The sequence below is a fragment of the Paenibacillus sp. FSL M7-0420 genome (genome assembly GCF_038002345.1).
In the GTDB taxonomy this organism is placed as follows: domain Bacteria; phylum Bacillota; class Bacilli; order Paenibacillales; family Paenibacillaceae; genus Paenibacillus_AQ.
Map to the genome: position 1 here is coordinate 2,616,873 of NZ_JBBOCJ010000001.1, position 25,874 is coordinate 2,642,746.

Sequence of the window (25,874 nt, forward strand, 5' to 3'; positions counted from 1 at the left end):
GTAGAAGGAGGATGACTGTGCGCCAAAATAACAGAACAAGCACTCCGGCCAGACTGGCCCGGAGTATAGTCTTCGCAGCCGCGCTTCTATGGTTATCCGGCTGCTCCACTTCGGGCGGGGATGCAGCTCCGGCTGCTTCCCCGCCAGGGAATGTAGCGTCATCCCCGGCAGCCTCACCCGACGGGACTCCGGCCGCTGCCCTTGCAGCTTCGCCTGAAGCTGCGGCGGAAGCTCCGGTGCAGCAGGAGGCTCCGCCGCTGGCGGCAGCCTATGCGGATTACTTCCCCATAGGCGCTGCGGTGGAGCCGGACCAGACAGAAGGGGCCACGGCAGAGCTGCTGAGGCGGCATGTGAACTGGCTCGTGGCCGAGAATGCCATGAAGCCGGATGCAATTGCACCGGCTGAGGGCACCTTCACCTGGGAACGGGCCGACCGGATCGTCGCCTTCGCCAAGGCGAACGGCATGGGGCTGCGCTTCCACACCCTGGTGTGGCACAGCCAGACGCCGGAGTGGTTCTTCCGGGATGAAGCCGGCCGGGCGATGGCGGATGAGACCGATGCGGCGAGGCGCGAAGCGAACAAGAAGCTGCTGCTGAAGCGTCTGGACCGCTATGTCACTGCCGTGGTCGGCAGGTATAAGGAGGACATCTCCTCCTGGGATGTAGTGAATGAGGTGATTGAGCCGAATGACCCGGATGGCATGCGGGCGAGCGACTGGTACAAGCTTACCGGTACCGGATTCATCGAGACCGCCTTCCGGGCGGCCCGCAAGGCTGGAGGACCGGAGCTTAAGCTGTACATCAATGATTACGGCACAGACAACCCGGAGAAGCGGGACCGGCTCTACGAGCTGGTGAAGGACATGCTGGCGAAGGGAGTGCCGATTGACGGGGTTGGCCACCAGACCCATATTAATCTGGAGTATCCTCCGGTGGAGAGCATTATCGAGTCCATGGAGAAGTTCCATGCTCTGGGCCTGGATAATCAGATCACCGAGCTGGATATGAGCCTGTATGTCTATAACGATCTCAGTGATGTCGGACCCGTGGTTCCCGAAGACATCCTGCAGCGGCAGGCCGCGCGGTACGGCGAGCTATTCGCTGCTCTAAGAGACAGGAAGGAACTGCTAAGCGGGGTCATGTTCTGGGGCATTTCGGATGATCATACCTGGCTGAGCACATTCCCGGCCGAGCGGACCGAGGCCCCGATGCTGTTCGACAGGCAGCATCAGCCCAAACCGGCCTTCCAGGCGGTCACTGATTTCTAAATAGTAAAGAACGGGTAAGCCAAACAAGAATTGCACCTTACAATTTCATTATTTTTGCCGGGATAATATAATATTCCGGTATTCATAATCTTGCAAAGTGAGGTTGCAACTGGTGCCCAAAACAATCAAGAACACGATGGCCTGGACTGTCACAGCATGCATGGTCGTAGGGCTGCTGACCGCTTGTGAGAGGAGCGATAGCCTTGCGGAGCGTTCTCCGGTCCCTGAGGGACAGCCGGGGAGCGCTTCGTTATATGAAGAGCCGGGTCTAAGCAAATATGATCCGGCCATCCAGCTGTCGTTCGTACGTGAGAACAACGATGCGCTGGAAGAAATACTGAAGGAATTGCCGGGAGAGTCGCTGGAGCATAACCGCTGGACCGAGCTGTATGAAGAGGTGCTCGGCATTAGGGTCACCTATGATTGGACGGAGTGGAGTTCCATCTACTCCCGCAAGCTGGGGGTATCTCTGGCCTCCGGGGATATCCCAGATATTGTGCGGGTGAATGCTTCGCAGCTCAGGGTGCTGAGCAATGCAGGGCTGATCCAGGACCTGAGCGAAGTCTATGACAAGTATGCAACCCCGTTAACCCGAAAGGTGCTGAGTGAGGAAGGAACGGGTCCGTTCGAGACGGTTACCCTTGACGGCAAGCTTATGGCGATCCCGGAGACCAATTCGTCCATTGAGGGCGCGATGTTCCTGTGGATTCGGACGGACTGGCTGGAGCGGCTCGGCCTGCAGCCGCCGCAGACGATGGCAGAGGTGCTGGCTATTTCGAAAGCGTTTACGCAGCAAGATCCTGACGGTAACGGCAAGCATGATACCTATGGCCTTGCGGCAACCAAATATCTGTGGGACCCGGTCATGGGACTTACGGGGTTCATGGCCGGTTATGGTGCGTATCCCGGAATCTGGATTAAGGACAAGACCGGCAAGCTGGTCTATGGAGGTATCCAGCCGGAGGTCAAGCATGCCCTGCAGGTGCTTCAGGACTTGTACCGGACAGGGCAGATTGACAGGGAGTTCGCCTTCAAGGACGGGGTCAAGGCCAGCGACTGGATTGAGCATGAGCAGGTCGGCATGATGTACGGGGAGCAGTGGGGCTCCTTCCTCGCGCAGTCCAGCCGTGAGCATAATCCGCAGGCCGAGTGGCAAGCCTTCCCGCTGGTCTCGGAGTCGGGGGCCGCGCCGAAGGTGCCGCTTCCGTTCAGCACTAACCAGTTCCTGGCGGTCAAGCAAGGCGTCCAGCATCCGGAGGCGCTGATTAAGCTGATTAACCTGCATCTGGAGAAGAATTGGGGGGCTACGAGTGAGGTGGAGCGGTACTATAACGCTCCGCAGGCGGTGTGGAAGCTGTCGCCGGTGACACCGTTTCCGGTGCAGAAGAACCTGGAGGCCTTCCGGGAGCTGGAGACCTTCCGGCGCACTGGCGATGCCTCCGTGCTTCAGGATGAAGCGAAGACGATCCAGAAGCGGATTGCCGCTTACGAGGCCGGAGGTGCGGACAGCGAGACAGGCTGGGGCTGGGAGCGGACGTATGGGCCTTCGGGTGCTTTTTCTATCCTGGACGGGTATGAACGTAAATCTCAGCTGCTCTATGAGAGCTTCGTCGGCGCACCTACAGAGACGATGATCGAGAAGCAGAATATTCTAAATAATCTTCAGATTGATGCCTTTCTTGATATCATTCAGGGCAGACCGCTCAGCGAGTTCGATAATTTCGTGGCCCAGTGGAACAAGCTGGGCGGCGAGCAGATTACGGCTGAGGTTAACGACTGGTATGCAGAGAAGGGCGGGAGCGGCAAATGATCGGACCTGAGCAGACGAGTGGAGGCGGTGCACGTGCTTAAGTTTCCTGCGGTGTCGATGCGCCACACTATTTTTATCCGGATGGTTGTCACTTATCTCGCTATTATTCTGCCGATTCTGCTGCTTGGACTCTACCTCTACAACTGGAGCTACAGGAATGCAAGCCAGGACCTGTCCAGAGCGACGCTGTCGCAGCTAACCTATTATCTGGAGGACCTGAACCGCGAGGTGGAGTGGATGGAGATCCAGCAGTATGATCTTGCCCAGGATACCGAGCTGAACAAGATTGCCGTCACCTGGAATTACATGGACGATGTTCAAAAGCGGGAGAGCCTGAACTACATCACGCAGCGGCTCACCTCCCTGAAGAACAGCAGCGCCTACATCGGCGATGTGTTCGTTCATATCCGTACCATTAACAAAACGCTGTCCGCGATGAACGGCATCGATGATTTTGACAGCAGCAAGTTCAATTTCTTCCGGTCCGTCGATCTCAGAAAAGAAGGCCGGCTGATCAACTGGAACAACTTTCTGGAGCTAAGCGTTACCCAATCCAGCGGCAGGAGGAATGAGCCTCCGCTGTTCATCGTTCAGATCGAGCTGGACAACGAGAAGCTGAAGGATTCGCTCCGGGCGATCAACGCGTACGAGGAGAGCGGCTCGCTGCTGGTCTCGCGGCTGACGGATTATGCGCTCGGTACAGAGAACAGCTCCCCGGAGCTGATTGAGAGCTATCACCGGGCGATCGATGAGGGGAATCTGTACAACTGGGAGCTGGACGGAATACGGTATCATATTGACAGCTTCACCTCGGACAAGCTGGGGATGGCTGTGGCCACCTATTTGCCGGAGAAGGCGGTCAAGCGGCCGCTGACCAAGTTCGTGGTCTGGGCCTGGCTGTTCGCGGCGGCGTCCTTCCTGGCGGTGCTGATCTATTCCTACGCGACCTATAAGTTCGTCCAGAAGCCGCTGCTTGTGCTGATCCGCAGCTTCAAACGGATGGAGAGCGGCTCGCTGGATATTCAGATTGACCATGGCCGCAAGGATGAATTTGGCTATCTGTATCTCCGGTTCAACCAGATGCTCAGCCGGCTGCGGATGCTGATTGACCAGGATTACACCCAGAAGCTGATGATGCAGCGGGCGGAGCTGAAGCAGCTCCAGTCGCAGATCAATCCGCATTTCCTCTATAACAGCTTCTTCATTCTCAGCGCCCTGGCGAAGCAGGGGGACAGCTCCCGGATTGAGGAATTCTCCGGCATGCTGGGCGAATATTTCCGGTTCATCACCCGTAACGGAGAGGATAATGTCCGGCTTGCGGAGGAGACGCGCCATTCCCGGATGTATACGGAGATCCAGAAGATGCGCTTCTCCAGGCGCATTCAGGTTCAGTTCGATGACCTGCCGGAAGCGATGGAGGAGCTGCGGGTTCCGCGTCTGATTCTCCAGCCGATTATCGAGAATGCCTATGAGCATTGTCTGGAGAAGCAGGCGGAGGATGGGGAGCTGCGGGTTTCTTTTGAACAGGAGGAACGGGAGATTCGCATTATTGTTGAGGATAACGGAAGCGGGCTGACCGATGAACGGATCGAGACCCTGAGAAGGCGGCTGAATCAGAACGGCGGAACGCATGAAGTCACCGGCATGAGCAATATCCACCGGCGTATCCAATTAATCTACGGGGAAGGCAGCGGCCTGTTCCTGGACAGAAGCATGTTAAGCGGCCTCCGGGTCGAGATCCGGATTAGACTGACGGGAGGTGAAGGTCTTGTACAGACTATTGATCGTTGATGATGAAGAGATAATAACAGACGGCTTATACGAGGCGTTCAACCAGCTGCTTCCGGACAAGCTTGATGTCTACAAGGTCTATTCGGCCAAAGCGGCCCTGGAGTGGCTCTCGCGCACCCGGATCGATATTGTGCTGACCGATATCCGCATGCCCGGCATGAGCGGGCTGGAGATGTCTGAGCAAATCCGGGAGTTCTGGCCGCGGTCGCGGATTGTTTTTCTGACCGGCTACAGCGAATTCGATTACGCCTATAGTGCGCTGCAGCTTCCCGGGGCCCGTTATCTGCTGAAGACGGAGGGCTTCGACAAGATTATTGAGACGGTGCAGGAGGTGCTGCAGGAGATTGAGCAGGGCAACATGCTGAGCGAGCTGCTGGAGCAGTCCAGGGAGCAGCGCGATTCCATGGAGACGGCGGCGCAGGGCGATTATCTCCGCCATCTGCTTCAGGACAGCCAGGCCTTGTGTAAGGATACGGATGCGTTACGTGCAGACTTCAGCAAGCTGGGTATCAGCCTTAAGGCTGATACCCCGGTCATGCTCGTTCTTGGACGGCTTACCTACCCGGAGGGCATCTCTTACATGGACCGGCGTGAGCTTCTGACCTCTTCCCGGCTGATCTGGAATTCCCATCTGGCGGAGATGACCCGGCATGCCTGGGTGCTTGACAGGCACGGGGATCTCCTGTGGCTGCTGCAGCCTCTGCACAATGCCGGGGCTGCCTTCGGCGTGAATTTCGCGCGGTATCTGGAGGGGACGCTGGAGATGATCCAGGAGTCCTGCCGGCAGACGCTGGGCCTGCCGGTTGCTTTTACGGTCAGTGGCTCGGCCTGTGCCTGGACAGAGACCGGACGCCATTACGAGCGGCTTCACCGTCTGCAGCAGATGAAGATCGGGGACGGCATCTCCATGGTGCAGATTGACCGCAGCGGTCCGCCGGAGCCTGACGCAGTCCGTGAGACGGGAGTGCGGCTCCACCAGCGGGTGGAGAATCTTGCGGCCCATCTGGATGCCGGACGGCGGGAGCGGTTCGCTGAGACGCTGGAGGACATCCGGGAAGGCATTCATTCGGGCGTCTCCGTGGAAGAAGCCGCCGAGCTGTATTATACAGTTGCCCTTGTGCTGCTGTCCCATATGAACCGCTCGGAGCTCTACAGCCTTGTCAATGAATATGGCAAGCTGATGCGGCTGGATGAGCATTCGTCCCTGGGGGAGGGCATCTATTATCTGGAGAGGCTGGCCTCAGATCTCTTCGAGCGGAGAAGCACAGCCGAGAAGGAACGCTCCTCGGAGGTTATTGAACGGATCTGCGATTATATCCACAGCCATTTGGGCGAAGACCTGTCTCTGGTGCGGCTGGCCGAGCTGCATTATTTCAATCCGTCGTACCTGTCCCGCTTCTTCAAGCAGGAGCAGGGAATTAACCTGTCTGAGTACATTGATCAATGCCGGGCTGTAAAAGCGAAGGAGCTGCTGGGAAATGAAACGCTCAAGATCCGCGATGTGGCGCTGTATGTCGGTTATGAGGCCCACCATTCCTTCACCCGGTTCTTCAAAAAAATGACGGGAATGACCCCCCAGGAATACAGGGAGTCTCTGCATGTAAATTTATAATCTGAGTCTATCAACTATAATTTGTAAGTCTATCAACTATAATCACACAGGTTTCAGCCCGTCTCCCCGCAGAGTACAATTCAGATGTATTCGCTTTCATTAAGACGGCATCTGCCGATTACACGTTCATGAGAAGGAGATGGGTATCTGTGAGAAAAAGGAAGTTAAGCTTATCCATGAAGCTGCTGGTGATGCTGGCCCTGCTGCTGACGCCGATGCAGTCCGGCGGCGGCACTGCAAACGCTTGGGAGGGTTCGCCTGTTCCCAAGCTGCATGTAAGCGGCAATCAGCTGGTGAACAGCAGCGGGCAGCCTGTGCTGCTAAGCGGCTGGCATCAGCCTACCGGGGCTTACTGGACGTATCAGAACAGCAATTATTACCTAAACCGCAACGGCGGGAACCGGCATAAGGCTACTCTGGAGTACCTGAAGGAGATCACGGATACCTTCACCAGCACCTCCGGCAAATACGGCAACAGCCACGGCTGGTACTCGAATCAGGTCCGCCTGTTCATCGACCGGGAGGATATGGGCGATGTCGCAGCAGGAACGTATAACTTCGCGGGCCTTCAGGCAGCTACCCAGAATCTGATCATTCCCTATGTGGAGTATGCGAAGACGAAGGGGCTGTATGTCACGCTGGGGCTGGACTTCACCCTGCTGGACAATAAGGCGACCACCCAGGCCAATCTGGACAAGTTCAATCAGATCTGGGGTTACCTGGCCTCCCAGCCGGGACTCAAGAGCGCGGATAATGTCATGTTCGAGCTGGTGAACGAGCCGGTGCTGAGCGATGTGAACGGACAATGGGGCGGCAATCCCTCCCAGCCTAACTTCGCAGCGTTCTGGAATTCGCTGAAGAACTTCCAGAACTCCATGATCTCCACGATCCGCAGCAAGGGCGCGGATAATGTGATCTGGGCTTCCGGACTTGGCTGGGATCAGCATTATCAGCTGACGGCATCCAGTCCGCTGACCGATCCGCTGAACAATTACGGCTATGCCGTACACTGGTATCCGGGCTACGGCGCTTATGACAATTACAACTCGCTTCAGCAGATCTGGGATAGCAGCATCAAGCCTGCTGCCGATGCTTACCCGATCAATATTACTGAAACGACCTGGTTCAAGAACCAGCCGGGCGATTCCGCGTATTGGGATCTGTTCAACGGTACGAACGCAGGCTTCGGCAAGAATACCAAAGCGATCTTCACCGCCGCCGGCAATGTCAGCATTGCGGTCCATATGAACGGCTTCCTGCTCAATCCCGGTCCCAAAAGCTCCTTCGCCGATCCCGACGGCGGGCTGCTCTATGACGGCAACGCCACCCGGGACGGCATGGCGCGCTTTATCTTCGAATGGTATTACGAGCGGGCACAGTTCAACCCCTGGAACGGGGTGTGGAACGGGGTCACCAACAATGCGAAGTATAAGCTGATCAACCGGGCGTCCGGCAAAGCGATTGACGTTCCGAACGGGCAGAATACGAACTCCCTTCAGCTCCAGCAGTGGCCGGAGAACACCGCGCTGGCTCAGCAATGGACGGTTACGGATATGGGTACGTACAATAATATTTACCGGCTGCGCAGCGTGAATTCTTCCGACAATAAGGTGATGGATGTGCGTAACGGCACGAAGAATAACGGCGAAGCCATCCAGCTGATGCAGGATTTGAACAATACCGCCCAGCAGTTCCGGCTCATCAAGCTGAGCAACGGCTACTGGAGCATTCTTAATGTGAACAGTAACAAGGCAGTCGAAGTCACAGGAGCCTCCATCGCAGACGGAGCGAAGCTCCAGCAGAACCTCTACCGCGGGGATCTGCACCAGCAGTGGAAGCTGGTCCAGGTGAACTAGAGCTTTATGGTAAGAGCCCCCTTCTCCATCTGCAGGGCGGTCCGGGACAGTACCGGATTGCCGCGCGGGGAAAGGGGGCTTTTTTGAGCGTGCGGGAGGTGCGAGTGCCGAATGTAGTCGCAAAACCGATTACATTCGGCGCTGCGGAGGCGTGCGGGCGAAATGTAATCGGAAAACCGATTACATCGGGCAGGACGGAGGCGAGCGGGCGAAATGTAATCGCAAAACCGATTACATTCAGCGCTGCGGAGGCATGCGGGCGAAATGTAATCGCAAAACCGATTACATCGGGTGTGTGTGTAGGCGCGTGGGCGAAATGTAATCGCAAAACCGATTACATTCAGCGCTGCGGAGGCATGCGGGCGAAATGTAATCGCAAAACCGATTACATCGGGCGTGTGTGTAGGCGCGTGGGCGAAATGTAATCGGAAAACCGATTACATTCGGCGCTGCGGAGGCGTGCGGACGAAATGTAATCGCAAAACCGATTACATTCGGCGCTGCGGAGGCGTGCGGGCGAAATGTAATCGGAAAAACGATTACATCGGGCGTGTGTGTAGGCGCGTGGGCGAAATGTAATCGCAAAACCGATTACATTCAGCGCTGCGGAGGCATGTGGGCGAAATGTAATCGCAAAACCGATTACATTCAGCGCTGCGGAGGCGCGTGGGCGAAATGTAATCGGAAAACCGATTACATTCAGCGCTGCGGAGGCATGTGGGAGACGGGTGTCGGAGGCTGGAGCGCCGGGCGCTAATGTGCGGAGGGAAACAATTGCCTTCTATACACTTACTGATGAACGGAAGGCTTCTCCTACAGCAACGGTTGGAAAAACAACACGTACTCCCGCCCACTCCCGCCGAAGTTGCTGCATATGCGCCCACAAGCATCACAATCCGCATAAAACAAACCAAGCTCTTTACACCTTCGACTCTCTCACTCCTTATATAAGAAAAGCAACATCCATCCATATGAAAGCAACGTCAAGCTATAGATTACAAGGATTGGGTGTGATTAAATACATAAATAATACAGCATTTTCCCAGGGATCAATTCCTGTCATAATGCGAAAGGATGAATACAAATCATGGACAAACAGCAACAGCTTGGCTTAACGCCTCCGATGGGATGGAATTCGTGGAACACGTTTACTTGGGATATCAACGAGCAATTGATCCGGGAAGCGGCCGATACACTGGTGGCGGACGGTTATAAGGATGCAGGGTACGAATACATTGTTATTGACGACTGCTGGAGCCTGAAGGAACGGGACAAGGATGGCAAGCTGGTGGCTGATCCGGTTAAATTTCCGAACGGAATGAAGGCGGTTGCAGATTATATTCACTCTAAGGGACTGAAGTTCGGCATGTACTCTTGTGTGGGAACGCATACCTGCGCAGGGTATCCGGGCAGCTTCGAGCATGAATTCCAGGATGCCGCGTCGCTGGCGGAATGGGGCGTAGACTTCCTGAAGTATGATTACTGCTTCAAGCCGCGACATATGTCGGGCGAACTGCTGTACAAGCGGATGAGTCTCGCACTTAAGAACTGTGGAAGAGACATTCTTTTCTCCGCATGTAACTGGGGTGAGGATAATGTCTACCAGTGGATTCGTGAATCCGGCGCGCATATGTACCGTTCCACCGGCGACATTCAGGACAGCTGGGAATCGATCAAGACCCTGGCCCTGTCGCAGCTCGATAAAGCCCCCTACACCGGTGCGTACTGCCATAACGACCTGGATATGCTCGTTGTGGGCATGTACGGGGGGAGCAACAGCGACTTCATCGGCAGCCAGATCGGCGGCTGCACGGATGTGGAGTACAAGACACACTTCTCGCTGTGGAGCCTGATGGGTTCTCCGCTGATGATCGGCAGTGATATCCGCAAGGCGAACGAGGCCACCAAGAACATTCTGCTTAACCCCGATCTGATTGCCATCAATCAGGATATCGAGGGCCGGGGGGCTTACCGCATTAAGCCGGAGCCGCAGTGGTTCCATACCAATGAAGTGTTCATGCTGGTCAAAGTGCTGGCGGACGGTGACCTCGCAATCGGGTTCTTCAATCTGAGTGATGGTCAAAGAGAGATGTCGCTGCAATTCTGGGATTTCGGGCTTCCGTATGCCTCCGGCAAATCGCTGTCGCTGTATGACTGCTGGGAGCACAAGGAGCTTGGAGTGTTCAGAGAACGGTTCGCTCCGGTTGTGCCGGCTCATGACTGTCTGATTGTACGGGCCAAGATCGTCTAATAGGCAGCCAAAAGATGAGCAGAACCTGCAGAAAATGCGGCGTCCCCTTAATGACGGATGATGTGGCGATTTACCTGAAGCTGGTCACCCGCAATGCCCAGGACTTCCTGTGCATCGATTGTCTCGGGGAACAGCTGAAATGCGGCCGTGAGCCGATTGAGAAGCTGATCAAGTATTTCCGGGAATCCGGCAAATGTGTGTTGTTCCGTTAACGTTACTGACAAGCCTGAGCAGCGGTCTCCATGAATGGAGATTCGCTGCTCTGTATATGTTTTGGGGTCCCCGTAAAGTACCTGATTTATCATCGAAGCTAAAGCCCCACTTTATGGGGGTGTTGTTAGAGGATCAGTGTTGTCAAGACAGGGCGCATTCCGTATATATACGGTTAACATTCTGGCTATGTCTTCAGGCGGCATGGCACGGCCGCTCGTAAACCAGTGATGGATAAGCCCAAATTGTGCGTTACCCAAATAAGCGATGGCATATTCAGTAAACAGACGGCTTTCTTTATCCATCTCCGGTTGCTGATGCTTCAGATGATCATATAAGCGTGTACCGGTCAGATAACGCAGCCGTTCCTGGATCTCAGCCGGAGCATCCGGATGGAATAGCGCCTTGAAAAAACTGGCGTGCTGCTGCATATACTCAAAGGCCTTAGTAATAGGAGGGAATGCTGCTTGCGGATCAGGATAGTCCATTAACTCTTGCATCTGGATAGGCGCAAATACCTCTAATAGTCCTTGGAAAAATGATGTCTCCTCAATCAGATGAAAAATATCTCTATAATGCAAATAGAAGGTGCCCCGGTTAATCCCTGCTTGTTCACAAAGGTTTTTGACCTTCAGCCCTTTAATTCCTTCCTTCTCCAAGATAGACAATAAGGCGTTTTCCATTTGAGTGCGGCTGCGGACGGCTCTCATGTCAGTACTACGTTCAATCATGGGCGGAGCTCCTTTGTACGGATAACCATTATTTTATCAACACTATTGACATTGTATCTATTAATATACACTTTGCCTCTAATGTTCATTGATCTCCTTGTTATGCCTGATTATAATGGGTCCTAGCGCTGGAATCAACACGTGTTCATTATCTTCGCCATGGCAGGAATTTAACTAGGAGGATGATCATGGAATATCGTTATCTTGGAAAGACAGGTACTAAGGTCAGCAGCTTTGCGCTCGGCGGGTCTGGTTTTGGAACCAGGACAAGTGAAGAAGAGAGCCGGCAAATCATAGATAAGGCTTTGGATTACGGGATTAATCTGGTGGATACCTCTAATATTTACGGAAAGGGGGAATCAGAACGTGTAATAGGCCAAGCCATTAAGCACCGACGGCAGGATGTTCTGCTGGCTTCTAAATTTGGTGCGGAGTCTTCTGAGAAAATCAATCAGAGCGGCGGGTCACGCCGCTGGATACGGACGGCTGTCGAGCAAAGTCTGTTACGCCTGCAAACCGATTATATAGACATTTATCAGCTTCATCTTCCGCTGGAGTGGATGGGCTATGAAGAAATTCTGCTTACCTTGAACGATTTGGTGAAGGAGGGGAAAATCCATCATATCGGTACCTCCAATCACCTCGGCGGGCAGCTTGTGCATGGACAGGCGATTAGTGACCGGTATCATATTCAGCGTTTTGTAAGTGAACAGACACCCTATTCGTTGATTAACCGGCGCATGGAATTTGAACTTGCCGGAATCGCCAAGCAATACCAGTTGTCTCTATTTGTGTATAGTCCTTTATCCGGGGGTTTGCTGACTGGCAAATATAAACCGGGCCAGCCTGCACAACGCGGCACACGCGCTTCCGAATTAAAAGGATACATGGATAATCTCGACCCGGAATTAGCCGAAAATGAAAACAAGTTCAAGATCATTGCCCAATTGCAGCAGTTGGCCAATGAATCCGGGATGGAACTTGCGGATATGGCCATCGCTTTTACACAAAGCCATCCGGCCGTCACCTCCACTATATGGGGGCCACGGACCTTGGACCAATTAAATGCCTATATCTCCGGTGCGGGGATCAGGCTCAGCACAGAGGTGCTGGATGCGGTTGATGGTATAGTTCCGCCAGGCAAGCGGGTGGATGATAAAGAACAAACCTGGACTCCGGAGTGGATGGAGCCGGAACAGCGCAGGCGGCACATGTAGAGCACGAACGGGAAGCTTAGGTATATAACAACAACAGCGGCAGAATAGGGCGGGTACCCGCCCTATTCTGCCGCTGAGTTATTTATTTAGAGGGATGAAGGATGCTAAATCACCGGGAGTTAGTTCATTAATTCCGCTTGCATCAGCAAGCGGAGAATGACGGTTGCCGCCTCCGCACGGGTTGCGGATTGACCCGGCTGGAATTGCCCCGCCGGTGTCCCGGTGATCAGGCCGGCCTGAACTGCCTTGGCCACATCCTGCTGCGCCCAGCCCGCAATCTTGTCGGCATCCTTGAAGGCTGTAGGCTGAAGCTCTGAAGCTGGGAGCGGCGAGCCTGCAAGGGCCATCGCCTTAACCAGAATAACAGTCATCTCCTGTCGGGTAATGATGTCGCTTGGCCGGAAATTATTGTCCGTTCCACCCTGCACCAGACCCAGCTCAGCGGCTGTTCCGACACTTCCGGTGTACCATGCGCCGGAGGGGGTATCCTTAAACGAAACATCTGCGGAACCGGAGGAGGAGTAGCCCAGCGCACGAACCATCATCGCTGCGAATTCCGCGCGGGTTGTGGTAGCGTTCGGTGCGAACCTACTGTCCGTTAAGCCGGTGAGGATGTACTTGGAGGCCAGCTTTTCGACGGATGCCTGTGCCCAGTGCTCCTTGATATCCTCAAATGTCTTGTTGCTTGAAATCACTGCAAACGTACCGTTACTTGGACTGTAGAAGGTTACACTGGTGCCGTTGAAGACCGCCGGAACGAAGGTGAAGCTTCCGTCCTTCCCGATCCGCACCACAGTCGCATTGCGGCTGTCCGCCGGAGCATCAAGCTGCAAGGTGTGCCGGGAATAGCTGCCCTTGAAGCCCGGGATCTCCACCGTACGTCCATTGGCTTCAGCTGTTACCGTGTATTCAATGGCTTGGCTGATTAATTTGCCCTTGGCTGCCAGAACAGCCTGAAGGATCTCTTGCTGCCGCTGTTCCGGCAGGACCGTCATACTGACCTTAAGCTTCCAGTCCCCGGTTCCCAATTGCTGTCCCCAAGCTGCGGTATCAACCGCTTTGACAGGGAAGTGGAAGGTGCCGAGCGGAGACGAGACGGTGATCTGGTCTGCCGCTTTTACTTTCTGCGCGTCCAGTGTGGCTGTAGCAGTAGTTCCTGTAACCTCTGCTTCGACGGTCAAATGGCCGCTGCCGCTTGGTGCTTCCGGCTGAGCAGGGGTGACCGAACCAACGGTAGAGCCACCGCCGTTGCCACTCCCGGCGTTCCCGCCGCCGTTATTACCGCCGCCAGGATCACCGCCGCCGTTATTGCCGCCGCCAGGATCACCGCCGCCGTTATTGCCGCCGCCAGGATCACCGCCGCCGTTATTGCCGCCGCCAGGATCACCGCCGCCGTTGTTGCCGCCGCCAGGATCACCGCCGCCGTTGTTACCGCCGCCGGGATCACCGCCGCCGTTGTTACCGCCGCCGGGATCACCACCGCCGTCAGTCGCAAGCGTATGCCGGGCATAAATATCGAACCGGTCGAACGCAGGCGCGTATTGGCGCGGGACCGCTGTGTAAGGAGTGAAGCCTTGCGCCCCGGTTCCTCCATAAGGGTTAGACCCGCCGTCATACGTATTATTATTGGAGAAACGGATGCTGTTGGTGCCTGCTTTCAGTTCAACATCAAAGGTCTGTGTGGCGAACTGTTGCCATGAGATGGTGTTCTTGAAAAAGACCGTCTGCGGCTCGCCCCCGTTGACGCTTACTTGCGCATACCGTTCAACAACGTCATTGTTGTAGGCGTGCGTCCCGGCGCTTTCACCGTTCGCGTAGGTAACGACCAGCTTGTAGGTGCCTGCTTTGGACACCGTGATGTCCTTAAGCTCCAGATACCGCTCTGCTCCGTCGAAAGAGGTAATGCCGTTCACATATTTGCCGCCGGAAGCGTATTTGGCAAAGGCATCCTCGCGGATGAGCGGCAGCTCGGAGCCGGCCGGAGTACCTACGACCGTTGCCGCCTCTGCTTCAACGGAATATACAGAAGTCTGGCTGACGAAGGCTGCATTAATATAATCGAGGCTAAGCGCAGCGCTGGAACGCACATCAACCAGGTTAATGCCTGTGCGTAAGAAGGTTGGTACTGTAGCGGTCTGCCATTGTCCGCCAGTATCGGTAACAGGCAGATCCACGAGCGGCTTGCGGTCATGTTGAATTTGCAATTTGCCCGCGCCCGATGCCGCATAGCGAATCTGCAGATCATACATGCCGTCTTGCAGCACACTTACCACAAAGCGGGTATTGGCGTTCTGGCTGCTGCCGTAACCGGTCACATATCCGGCACCCTCGAAGCCTTCGAGGCTGCTCTCTCTGGATAATCCCAGCGCAGAATCATAGTCGGCGAATTCCGCTTGAACACGGTAGCTCGGCTCTGCGCCCAACACACCGCTATAAGTTAATTCCATCGCATCAAGGGTGGACTCGCCCTGGCCCGCTTCTCCCGTATCCGGGTTGTACTTGCTGATGCCGATGGAATGTGTCCCTTGCGTCAGATCGGCAAAAATCGTATTGCCTCCCAGCAGCTGCATGTTGTAATCCGCACGCAGAACCACCTTCGTTGCCGGCTGATCATCAATCTTGATGAACCATTCGGAATTGATGCGCTGATTCGCATCTCCGGTATTGGATTGATTGCGCAGGGTGGAGGTTGCGCCGCTGCCGCCAATCAGATCCAGACGGTAGCTCCCGTCTGCCGGAACCGTAACCTCCGTCCATTTCACCAGGCTGTCCGCAGCCTTGATGCCTTGGACATACTGGCCGTTCGAGGCGGAGCGTCCGGTGCTCTTGCGCGGATAGTGATCCGTCAGTGTCACATTGGTCCGCACCTCTGCATTCTCAGCCTCGAAGCGCTTATAGAAAGTCTCCTTCGGGGCATGAGCTACCGCCGGAGTAATGACTGCATAATACGCCGAGGTGTAATCGTTCAGGTTGACATCCAGTGTGACCGAGCCGTTCTTGACGGGATAATCACGGTCCAGGATCTGGGTAGGCTCTACGAGAAATCCGGTCAAGCCCGTATATCCAGCATGCCATACGGTGATATGCACCGCTTCTGCTTCTGTGAGGAAGGAGGGGCTGTTCCCGTTGCCGGTCACGTTGTTGAACACGATCTGGCCGTCTCCTTGTGTGCCTCCGAACGCGATACTGACCTGCTTTTTGTTGTCCTGAATGGAGCTTAGCCCGTACAAGCCGGGGCCGAAGGCGTCATTCTCATGTCTCGCGTTGATGACCTCAATCTTGGCCATGTCGCCGCCCATCATATCGGCATACCATTTGTAGAGCCACCATGCCCCGTTAGGCTCATTCTGCCCGGCGAGCAGGGACCCGTAGGAGTTGGCCGTGTTCCAATACGGCAGCATGCTGTTCATTTTCAGCTCATCATAACGTGCGATGTAATGAATCAGCGAGCCGCCTACGGCAATCTCCGAGGTTGCTGCATACTCATTGATGTCCACCTTGATCGGGAAGGGGACCGTCCGGTCCGGGTACAGCTCCCGATAGCGCTGCACGGACCTCTCTTCCACCGTCCGGAAGGTGGCTACGTTGGAGGGAGCCTGGTTGAAGGCTTTGTCCCACAGCATATGCCAGCTGATAATGTCCGGCAGACAGTCATTCTCTACGCAGTAGGGAATGAAATCTTCGAATACCTTGGCTCCGTACTGGGTTAGATTCACTCCCGAAATGACTGCCCCGGGGTCAATCTCCTTGATCTTCTTCGTTACCGCCAGCCAGTCGCTGTTGAATACGGCTCTTGAATTCTTGCCTGTCTGGTTATCCGCCAGCAGCTGGGGATAACGGGTATTGTTCTGCTCCGGCTCATTGAACGGGATATAGATGAATCTGGCATCCGCATCCCGTCCCGGATTCGCGGCCTCCCATTGCTGCTTGTAGGCCTTGACAGCTGTTGTAATCGGAATGACGGCTTCCTGAATATATTCGTCAGCCGTTCTGGACGGATAGTACCAATGCTGATAATAATCCTGCATGACGATATTTACAGCTTCCCCGCCAGCCTCGAAGAAATAGTCCGACACCCGCAGCGCGTCGCCGGTCGGATGCTGGATGCCGTTCGGCGGCTTCTGGGAGATATGCGAGGGCTTGATCGGAATCAGTGTATTGATATCCGGCACATTCGGCTCGCTGATCGCATACAGTGCGCCGGAAGATCCATGGAATACAGGTCCGAGCGAGCGGTCTGCCAGATCGACCGAGATTTTGGCCGGCTTGGCTGAAGTGTTCTCTTCATGCTTCGTCGCCGCATAGAGTGCGCTGACCTGAGTGGCATTTAACTGGACATTATAGATCCGCAGATCGTCGAATTTCCCCTTGATATCTCCATCCGAGGTATAGAGTGATCTGCCGAAATCGTTGAATTTCAGCGCGTTCAGATAATCACGCGAGAAGAAATGCTCCAGAACGGAGGACATGGTCGCTTCAGGGGAGCTTTTGCCCTGATCCAGACCTTTGGTGCCAACGGGAACACCGTCCAGGTATACCTCATAGGCCCCGCTGCTGGTCATAGTGACAGTCACCTGCTGCCATTTGCCCTTGGCCGGGTTACGGTTCCAGACGATATCGCCTTTGTAGCTGGCAATCTGACTTGGATTCGTGCCGGTATAGACCCGGTTGCTGAACGTGCCGTCCCCGGCGATGATAATGAATTCGGAGTCCTGCCAGCCGCTTACCCCGGCATTCGTCAGCCCCTTCTCGGCAATTGTGGAGGACAGCAGACGGTTATAGGCGTTAGCCGAAGAGTCGATGTTGGCCCAAAAGGAAATGGACAGTTCATCCTTGATCCTGCTGTAGAGCTGATCGGGCAGCTTCAGCCAGGCAGTACCGTTCCCGCCGCCTGGTAAAGAGAGGACGTCTCCGCGCTGGTCGTCATAGACAATGGCTGCTACTCCCTTAAGCTCAGCACGTTCAGCGGCCGCATCGGGGTAGACGCTGTTCACCACCGTGGTGCGGTCAAGCACCTGTCCGGGGCGGAAGCTCCACTGGAACAGCGGGGCCGCCTCAGCAGCGGTCTTCAACTGGAGCTGATCCGGCGCAGTCTCCTGAACAGGAGCCGCCTCCCGCAGTGCAGCAGCGTCCGCCACCGCAGCAGCATCCGGCTCTGCCGGGGAAGCAGGCACTTCATCGGAATCAGGTGCCGGAACCGGATCGGTTACTAACTCCGAATCAGTCACCCATACAGAATCTGCCACAGGAACCGGGTCTGCGGCCGGAGCTGTGGAAGCGCTTGCCAAACTGGAGGGCAGAAGAGTCAGAATTGCCAGTATAGATATCAGTGAACGCTTAAGATATAGCCTCAATAGATACTCACCTCTTTTGTTTTTTGGGGATACCTGTCCTAATAGAACGGTCTGCGCACTTGAAACAATTCTCTATTCACTAACACTTATCTCCGCATAGGCACCGCAACCTCCCTGTCATTGCTGCTTCGCTTCACCGAGAATGTTAAGTGAATGACCCTTACTATAAAATCAAGCTTTTTTACTGTTTTTGTTCCTTTCTTTACGTCTCTGGGTTACTGCCTGGAGCGGGCAGACAGGGAAGCAGAAGCGGGAGCCGTAGAATCCTGCCAGCCCTTTCCCCGTAATCCCCCTACATGTAAAAAAGGGAACGAAAAGAGTAAAAAAAAGACATGCAGAGCAGGGTGGCGGGAAAGCAGCCGGGAGTCTATCATTAAAGGTATTCTACAAAGGTGTTCCACCAACTCTGCTGCCGGAGGTTATGACTTGAAAGCTCCCTTCACCTTGAAGCCCAGCCGCCGTTTTGTGAGCGTGAAGAACAAAATGCTGTTCTTTTTCCTGCTGGCCATTCTGATTCCGGTTGTGATTCTGTTCGTTACCTCCTATATCTCCTCCCAGCAGATGCTTGAACGTAAATATACGGACCTGCTGGCCGATGTGACGAGACAGTCGAATATCCGCATCGAGGAATTCCTGGAGGACACGAAGCAGATTTCGCTTATCGCCAGCTACGGGATTAACAGCTACATCTCAGCCGTCTCGCAGGAGAACTACCCGGTACAGAACTATCTGCACGACAGCTCTGTGACGAACGAACTTCAGGCCACGCAATTGCTGATGAATTACATCACGATGAAGGACCGCGCCATCTCTATCTATGTCTACAATCTGGTGAATGGCAGCGACCTCTATGTGGCCCCGAACAAGCCTGTCGACTATACGTATAACCCCCGTGAGGAGGACTGGTTCACCGAATTCCTGCGTTCTGACGATATTACGCGCGATCTGCCGACCCGGCTGGACCTGCAGACCAAGGCGGACAGCAATTGGACGATTTACAATCTGCGTAAAATCTTCGATATGGAGAACGGCAAGCTGATCGGCGTAATGGCGGTAAGTGTAGACATAGATTTCATCAACCGGCTGAACAAGCGGATGGAGGCAGGCAACCGTTCGGCCTTCACCGTTACCGATGACAGCGGCAGGATTATATTCAACAACAATTATAACCTGATCGGCAAGCCGTTCAGGACACTTTTTCCGGTGCGTGAGGAAGAACTTGCCGCAGGTTCAGGCAGGCAGATTGTCCGTGTATCCGGCAAGGACTATATTCTGATCCAGTCGCCATTTGAGGAACATAACTGGAAGACTTATATGTATATGCCCGTGGAAGAGCTCGCGGTGGAAGGCGATATCCTGAAGCGGAATCTGTGGACGATTGCTGTCGTGCTTATCCTGTTCGCCCTGGCCAGCTCGGTGTACATGTCGAATCTGATCACCCGGCCGATCAAGCAGCTGATCCGCAATATGACGCTGGTGGAGCAAGGGAAATTCGATAATCTCCCGGCGGTCCGCTCGAATGATGAGATCGGTGTCATGGCCAGCCGGTTCGAGCAGATGTCCGCTGAACTCAAGCAGCTGGTGGAGCGGATCTACGTGGAGCAGGAGCAGAAGGTCGAGGCTGAAATTCGCGCGTTGCAGGCCCAGATCAGTCCGCATTTCCTGTACAATACGCTGAATTCAGTCAAATGGATCGCCACCATGCAGCAGTCGGAGAAGATTGTTGAGATGACCGGAGCGCTGATCTCTATGCTCCGTTATACTGCCAAGACGGACAATCGGCTGGTGCCGATCCGTGAGGAGCTGGAGCACATCGGCCATTATATAATCATTCAGAAGGTGCGGTATTTCAACCGGATCGAGTTCCATTCGGAAGTGGAGGAGACGCTTGCGGAGCAGGAGATTCCGAAGCTGAGCATCCAGCCGCTGGTCGAGAATGCGATCTTCCACGGAATTGCCGACCAGGAGGACGGGCTGCTGTCTATTGAGGTCCGGCGGGCCGGGAATGCTGAACTCACCATTACGGTCAGAGACAACGGTGCGGGCATCAGCGCTGAGGCGGCAGCGAAGCTGCGCAGCAGACTGGGCGGTGCAGAGGACAGCGGCGGCATCGGCGTTACCAATGTGCATCAGCGGATACGCCGGTTATACGGCGAGCCGTACGGGGTATCGTTCGAGAGCAGTCCGGGGCAGGGTGCGGTATTCGTGATCACAATTCCTATTCGGGACAGGAAGGGGGCTTATTGAGTATGCTGGGTGTGCTTATCGTGGATGACGAGCTGCTGATGCGTATCGGCCTGAAATCGATTATTCAATGGGAAGATGAGGGATTTACGATTCTGGGGGAGGCCGCAAACGGGCGCGAAGCGCTGGAACTGGCCGGGACGCACCGGCCGGATCTGATTATTACGGATATCAAAATGCCGGTGATGGACGGTCTGGAGCTGATCCGGGAGGCCCGGCGGCTGGACATCGGCGGGCAATTCGTCATTCTTAGCTGTCTGGATGAATTCCAGTATGCGCAGGAGGCGCTCAGGCTCGGGGCGGCGGACTATCTGATCAAGAGCGATATGAAGCCGCAAGAGCTGGTGCATGTGCTGGAGACGGTTAAGAAGCGGGCGGTCCGCCTCTCCGCAGGCAGCTCCTCCGCAATGCCGCCCGGCTCCTACAAGGAGAGCATCGAGCATTTGAAGGAGACACTGTTCAAGGAGGTGCTGAGCGGCTTCAAGGGAGCCGAAGAGGTGCTCGCCCGGCGTGAAGCGCTGCATATCCGCCTGCCGGACGGGCCGATGGTGCTGATGAAGCTGCGGATCAACCGGTTTGACCAGCTGCGGCGCAAGTACGTGGAGCAGGATGAGAAGCTGCTGCGCTATTCGGTGGCGAATATTCTGGAAGAGATCCTGCCCCGCAAGCGGGCGAAGGAGATCATCGTCATGAATTCCGCGGAATATGTGCTGCTGCTCGATCTCGGAGAGGAAGGCCAGATTGTCCGCGCGGAGATCGAGCGCGCCGCCGCCAAGATCCAGGCGGCGATGAAGGATTTCCTGAAGCTGACCCTGTCGATCGGGGTCAGCGGTCCGGCTCCCGGCTTTGACGGCCTGAAGCGGGCCTATCAGGAGGCGGACATGGCGCTTGACGAGCTGTTCTTCGCCAGCGGGAGCGGCCTGTCCTTCTATGATAAGGCCAGGAGCCGTCAGAGAAGCGGGGAGCGGCTGTTCATCGACAAGCCTTGCATGCGGAAGTTCAGGCAGGATACCGAGAGCGGAAGCGAAGGGGCGCTTGCCTTCCTGAACAGCCTGAAGGATACTATGCTGCTGGAGGGATGCACGAAGCAGGCGGCGCGTTCGACCTACATACGGATGCTTGGGGCGATTCTGTCCTGCTTCCCGGCGCTTCCCGAGCCGAATGAAGCCGGGCTTACGGTGTACGAAAGCATTCTCCATGAAGAGAGTCTGGAGGGGCTGCACCAGACCGTCGCCGGTTATCTGGAGCAGTGCAGAGCGCAGATGTCGGAGGGGCAATCCTCCCGGAGTTATGCAGAGCAAGCGAGTGAGCTGATGATGCAGCTCTACACAGAGGATATCTCGCTGCAGTCGGTAGCGGAGCAGATTAACGTGAACGCCTCTTATCTCAGCAGGGTATTCAAGCAGGAGACCGGCGAGAATTTCGTCAGCTTCCTGACCCGGCTTCGTATGGAGAAGGCCAAGAGCCTGCTCAGGGACAGGAACATTAAGGTCTATGAGGTTGCTGAGCGTGTGGGTTATCCGAACACCGCGTACTTCAGCAAGCTGTTCAAGAAGCTGAACAGTATGAGTCCGGAGGAATATCGGGGCTAGAAAAGTATCAGATTAACGGACCTGAGAGACCCTATTCCCAGCAAAACGCCACCTTTTGCGGATTAACGGACTCAGTAGCCCTTATCGTCTCTCTACGAGAGGTTTAGGAGTAGAGATTCCAAGAATAAGCACCATGAGGTCCGTTACTTGCCCAAGTGGTGACGTTAAACCAGAATAAGCGCGCCTCAGTCCGTTACGCCGGGCAATACGCCTTAAATGGACAACTCCCGTCTTCATCTGGGAATGTTACCTGAAGGGGGGCCCCACTCCTGTAGTCATTCAGGCAGGATAGTGGCCCATCCACCAGTATAAATCGCTTTGGTAAATCGTTTGCTGTGGGTTTGCAGCGCCCCGATTACCATACCTGCTCATGAGCGCTACGCTTAATTGTATTTTGTGCAACTAAAATGTCTGTTTTACTCCATCTTCTCACCTTAGTTGTATTTCGTACAATTAAAATCTCTACTTTCCCTGGGTTCCGCCCTTTGGGGCAGATTTAGTTGTACAGATTACAGCTAGAAGAGGTAAGCCTTCTTTTTCGCTGTTTTTAAGTGTACGTTATGCAACTATCACTGAATGTCTACTTGAACGGCAATTGTCAAAAAAAGAACAGAGTCTGTAAAAGAAGTGCATCCGCTGCGGGTGCACTTTTTGCCGCTTCCGGGGATTGGTCAAAAAAAGGAAATGTTCCGTAAAAAACAGCCATTTCGATACCGTCCGCCTTCACCTACTATTGGAGGTGCAGCAGACGCAGCACATCCTAAATGGAAGTTGGGGGTAATTCTAGTGAAGAAAAAAAGCTTAGCAACCGTATTGTCCATCCTGCTTGCAGCGGTCACCTTGACCGCTTGCGGCAGTGGCAACGGCAACAGCAATACATCGGCTTCACCACCGGCAGAGGCAACGGATGCCGCAGCGGCTACCCAGGCGGCAAGCGGCGAGAAGGTCCAATTGACCTACGCGATCTGGGATTCCAATCAAGAGAAGGGTCTGCGGACCATTGCCGATGAATTCGAGAGCAAGAACCCGGACATCAAGGTCGATATTGAGGTGACCGGCTGGTCCGATTATTGGACGATGCTGGAAGCGGGAGCCACCGGCGGCTCGCTGCCGGATGTCTTCTGGATGCATTCCAATGAGATCTACCGCTATGCGAATAACGGCATGCTGCTTGATCTGACAGACCGCATCAGTAAGAGCGAAGAAGTCAAGCTGGAGAATTACCCGGAAGGCCTGAACCAGATCTATAATCTGGGGGGCAAACAATATGCGGTTCCGAAGGATTTCGATACCATCGGACTGTGGTACAACAAGACGCTGTTTGACGAGGCGGGTGTGAAATACCCGGATGAGAACTGGACCTGGGATGATCTGCACAGCGCAGCGAAAGCGCTCACCAAGGACGGGGTATACGGCTTCCTCGCGCCGATGCACAACCAGGAGGGGTATTACAACTTCGTCTATCAGAACGGCGGCACCATTATTACAGCGGACAAGAAGTCAGGCTATGACGATCCTAAGACGATCGAAGCGCTGGATTTCTATATAAGCTTCGTACGTGACGGACTGTCCCCTGAGGTGTACGGAGATGCCGAGCGTGCCGATCTGCTGAAGAACGGCAAGGCGGCGATGGGCCTGTTCGGTTCATGGAACCTTAGCGGCTTCACAGAGAACGAGTTCATGGCGAAGAATTTCGATGTGGCCGTCCTGCCCAAGAAGGCTGCACAGGCCTCCATCTATAACGGCCTTGGCAATGCGGTTGACGCCAAGACGAAGCATCCGGAGGAAGCGTGGAAGTTCGTGGAATACTTAAGCTCCAAGACAGGTCAGGAGCGCCAGGCGGAGCTGGGTGTTGCCATCTCGGCGTACAAAGGTGCGGCTGACAAATGGGTGGATTCGAACAAGACCTTCAACATCAAGGCATTCGTTGACATGGTCAGCTATGGCGTAATCCGTCCGTATTCCAATACAACGGCTGTCTGGGAAGACAAGGCTTATGAAGCGCTGAAGCCGGCGTTCTCCGGCAAGGTGTCCGTAGAGGAAGCAGCCCGTAATGCAGCGAAGGTGATGAATGAGAGTCTCGCGGAAGAGAAATAAGCAAGAGTCATATGCCTGCGGCAGCCTGGGGGCTGCCGCAAGTTTGATAGGAGAGGGAAGCAGATGAATCAACCCGTCAAGAGGAAAATAGGAGCCAAAACCTGGAATGAATGGTCCTGGGGCTGGTTCCTGATCGCGCCAACGATGATCGGCCTTATCGTCCTCAACTTCATTCCAATAGTGCAGACCGCTTACCTTAGCTTCTTCAAGAGCGGAGATTTCGGCAGAGGCAATATCTATATCGGAGGGGAGAATTACCGCAAGCTGATTCATGATCCCCAGGTATGGCATGCGGTCGGCAATACACTGCTCTACACCTTGCTGGTCGTGCCTGTCAGCATTGCAATCGCCATGCTGGTGGCCGTCCTGCTGAACGGTAAGCTCGCGGGCCGCTCGCTGTACCGCACGATCTATTTCATCCCGATGGTCGCCGCTCCTGCGGCAGTTACCATGGTATGGCGCTGGATGTATAACCAGCACTACGGCCTCATTAATTACGGGCTATCCAAGCTGGGCCTTCCGGCTGTCAACTGGACGACGGACCCGAGGGTAGCGATCTTATCCATCGCGGTGATCGGAATCTGGAGTGTCATCGGCTATAATATGGTGCTGCTGCTCGCCGGTCTGCAGGAGATCCCGAAGGACTACTACGAGGCCTCGGATATCGACGGAGCCAGCCGGGTGCGCCAATTTTTCGTGATCACTCTGCCGCTTGTAACGCCAACACTGTTCTTTGTTGTGGTGACCACGATTATCCAGGCCATGCAAGTGTTCGATGTCATCTATATGATGATCGATGTGAGTAACCCGGCCTATGATCATACAGTATCGCTTGTGTATCTCTTCTATAATAATTCGTTCAAGTACTCCAACAAGGGTTATGGCTCAGCGATTGTAATGGTGTTGCTCGCGCTGATCATGATCATCACCTTCTTCCAGATGCGAGCGCAAAAAAAATGGGTCAACTACATGTAGGAGGCGGCACTATGGCCAAACATAAACAACTTAACCGTATCTTAGCCCACCTTGTGCTGCTCCTGGGAGCAGCCGCGATGATTCTTCCGTTCGTCTGGATGGTGCTGACCTCGTTCAAGTCGGTTACGGAGTCCACCTCGATGAATCCCTTTATCTTTGTCCCCAAGACCTGGCGGGTGGAGAATTATCTGGAGGTATGGCGGCAGAATAACTTCCTGATCCTGTACTGGAATACGTTTGCGATGATGGCTCTGCGGGTGCTATGCGCGGTGATGTTCAGCGCGATGGCGGCGTATGCTTTTGCCAGACTAAGATTTCCGGGGCGTGACTTCTGCTTCAGTCTGGTGCTGTTCCAGATGATGGTGCCGACCCAGATCTTCATCATCCCGCAATATCTGATGGTCGATGCGCTGGGGATGCGCAATACGATCTTTGCCTTGCTGTTTCCAGGGCTGGTCAGTGCCTTCGGTACCTTCTTATTGAGACAATTCTTCATGGGCCTGCCTAAGGAGCTGGAGGAGGCGGCGAAGATCGACGGCTGCAATATCGGCCAGACCTTCGCCAGAATCATGCTCCCGCTGGTCCGCTCCGGTCTGGTGGCCCTCGGGATATTCACGGCCCTCTTCTCCTTCAAGGACCTGATGTGGCCGATGATCGTCAACACAAGCTCGGACGCTGCGACCCTCTCCTCGGCCCTGGCTAAGATTCAAAGCGCCTTCGCCGTGGACTACCCGGAGCTGATGGCGGCGTCCGTGCTGGCGATTTGGCCGATGCTGCTGATCTATATCCTGTTCCAGCGGCAATTTATCGAAGGGATTGCAACTTCGGGGGGCAAGCTCTGATTGTCCGTTGACTGCAATCTATTG

15 protein-coding genes are annotated in these 25,874 nt (G+C 54.8%); 13 read left to right on the forward strand and 2 right to left on the reverse strand.

The window, feature by feature from the left end:
- The first annotated feature begins 17 nt into the window (after nt 1-17).
- From MKX51_RS10910 to MKX51_RS10940, 7 genes are all read left to right on the forward strand, one after another.
- Nucleotides 18-1,268, forward strand: a complete 1,251-nt coding sequence (locus MKX51_RS10910) for an endo-1,4-beta-xylanase (protein WP_340992354.1) — start codon at nt 18-20, stop codon at nt 1,266-1,268.
- 136 nt (nt 1,269-1,404) lie between these two features.
- Nucleotides 1,405-3,078, forward strand: a complete 1,674-nt coding sequence (locus MKX51_RS10915; protein WP_340995588.1) for an extracellular solute-binding protein — start codon at nt 1,405-1,407, stop codon at nt 3,076-3,078.
- Between the two features lie 33 nt (nt 3,079-3,111).
- Nucleotides 3,112-4,869: a sensor histidine kinase gene (locus tag MKX51_RS10920; protein ID WP_340992355.1), complete on the forward strand. Its 1,758-nt coding sequence runs from the start codon at nt 3,112-3,114 to the stop codon at nt 4,867-4,869.
- The gene (locus MKX51_RS10925; RefSeq protein ID WP_445322000.1) at nt 4,847-6,481 is read left to right on the forward strand and encodes a response regulator transcription factor; all 1,635 of its coding nucleotides are present in this window, start codon (nt 4,847-4,849) and stop codon (nt 6,479-6,481) included. Before MKX51_RS10920 ends, MKX51_RS10925 begins: the two co-directional genes overlap by 23 nt.
- 149 nt (nt 6,482-6,630) lie before the next feature.
- Nucleotides 6,631-8,337, forward strand: a complete 1,707-nt coding sequence (locus MKX51_RS10930; RefSeq protein WP_340992357.1) for an RICIN domain-containing protein — start codon at nt 6,631-6,633, stop codon at nt 8,335-8,337.
- Between the two features lie 1,087 nt (nt 8,338-9,424).
- Complete coding sequence (locus MKX51_RS10935) at nt 9,425-10,588, forward strand: glycoside hydrolase family 27 protein (RefSeq protein WP_340992358.1); 1,164 nt, start codon at nt 9,425-9,427, stop codon at nt 10,586-10,588.
- Nucleotides 10,589-10,602: 14 nt separating this feature from the next.
- Complete coding sequence (locus tag MKX51_RS10940) at nt 10,603-10,800, forward strand: hypothetical protein (protein ID WP_238649503.1); 198 nt, start codon at nt 10,603-10,605, stop codon at nt 10,798-10,800.
- A gap of 111 nt (nt 10,801-10,911) precedes the next feature.
- Here the strand turns inward: MKX51_RS10940 and MKX51_RS10945 are convergent, their stop codons facing one another.
- Complete coding sequence (locus MKX51_RS10945; RefSeq protein ID WP_340992359.1) at nt 10,912-11,529, reverse strand: TetR/AcrR family transcriptional regulator; 618 nt, start codon at nt 11,527-11,529, stop codon at nt 10,912-10,914.
- Between the two features lie 188 nt (nt 11,530-11,717).
- Between MKX51_RS10945 and MKX51_RS10950 the strand changes: the two genes are divergently transcribed.
- Nucleotides 11,718-12,746, forward strand: coding sequence for an aldo/keto reductase (locus MKX51_RS10950; protein ID WP_340992360.1), 1,029 nt, complete (start codon nt 11,718-11,720; stop codon nt 12,744-12,746).
- A 119-nt stretch (nt 12,747-12,865) separates the two neighbouring features.
- On the opposite strand, the gene MKX51_RS10955 is transcribed toward MKX51_RS10950, so the two are convergent.
- Nucleotides 12,866-18,100, reverse strand: a complete 5,235-nt coding sequence (locus MKX51_RS10955; protein ID WP_340992361.1) for an S-layer homology domain-containing protein — start codon at nt 18,098-18,100, stop codon at nt 12,866-12,868.
- Nucleotides 18,101-18,526: 426 nt separating this feature from the next.
- Here MKX51_RS10955 and MKX51_RS10960 point away from each other — a divergent pair, with 426 nt between their 5' ends.
- The 5 genes from MKX51_RS10960 (at nt 18,527) to MKX51_RS10980 (ending at nt 25,850) form a co-directional block, all read left to right on the forward strand.
- Entirely contained in the window at nt 18,527-20,347 is a 1,821-nt protein-coding gene (locus MKX51_RS10960; protein ID WP_340992362.1) for a sensor histidine kinase, read from the forward strand.
- Nucleotides 20,348-20,349: 2 nt separating this feature from the next.
- Complete coding sequence (locus tag MKX51_RS10965) at nt 20,350-21,936, forward strand: response regulator (protein WP_340992363.1); 1,587 nt, start codon at nt 20,350-20,352, stop codon at nt 21,934-21,936.
- A 786-nt stretch (nt 21,937-22,722) separates the two neighbouring features.
- Entirely contained in the window at nt 22,723-24,033 is a 1,311-nt protein-coding gene (locus tag MKX51_RS10970) for an ABC transporter substrate-binding protein (RefSeq protein ID WP_340992364.1), read from the forward strand.
- Between the two features lie 63 nt (nt 24,034-24,096).
- Nucleotides 24,097-25,008 (forward strand): carbohydrate ABC transporter permease, encoded by a 912-nt coding sequence (locus tag MKX51_RS10975; RefSeq protein WP_340992365.1) that lies wholly within the window; start codon nt 24,097-24,099, stop codon nt 25,006-25,008.
- 11 nt (nt 25,009-25,019) lie between these two features.
- On the forward strand, nt 25,020-25,850 hold the full coding sequence (locus tag MKX51_RS10980) for a carbohydrate ABC transporter permease (protein WP_340992366.1): 831 nt from the start codon (nt 25,020-25,022) through the stop codon (nt 25,848-25,850).
- Nucleotides 25,851-25,874 lie beyond the last annotated feature (24 nt).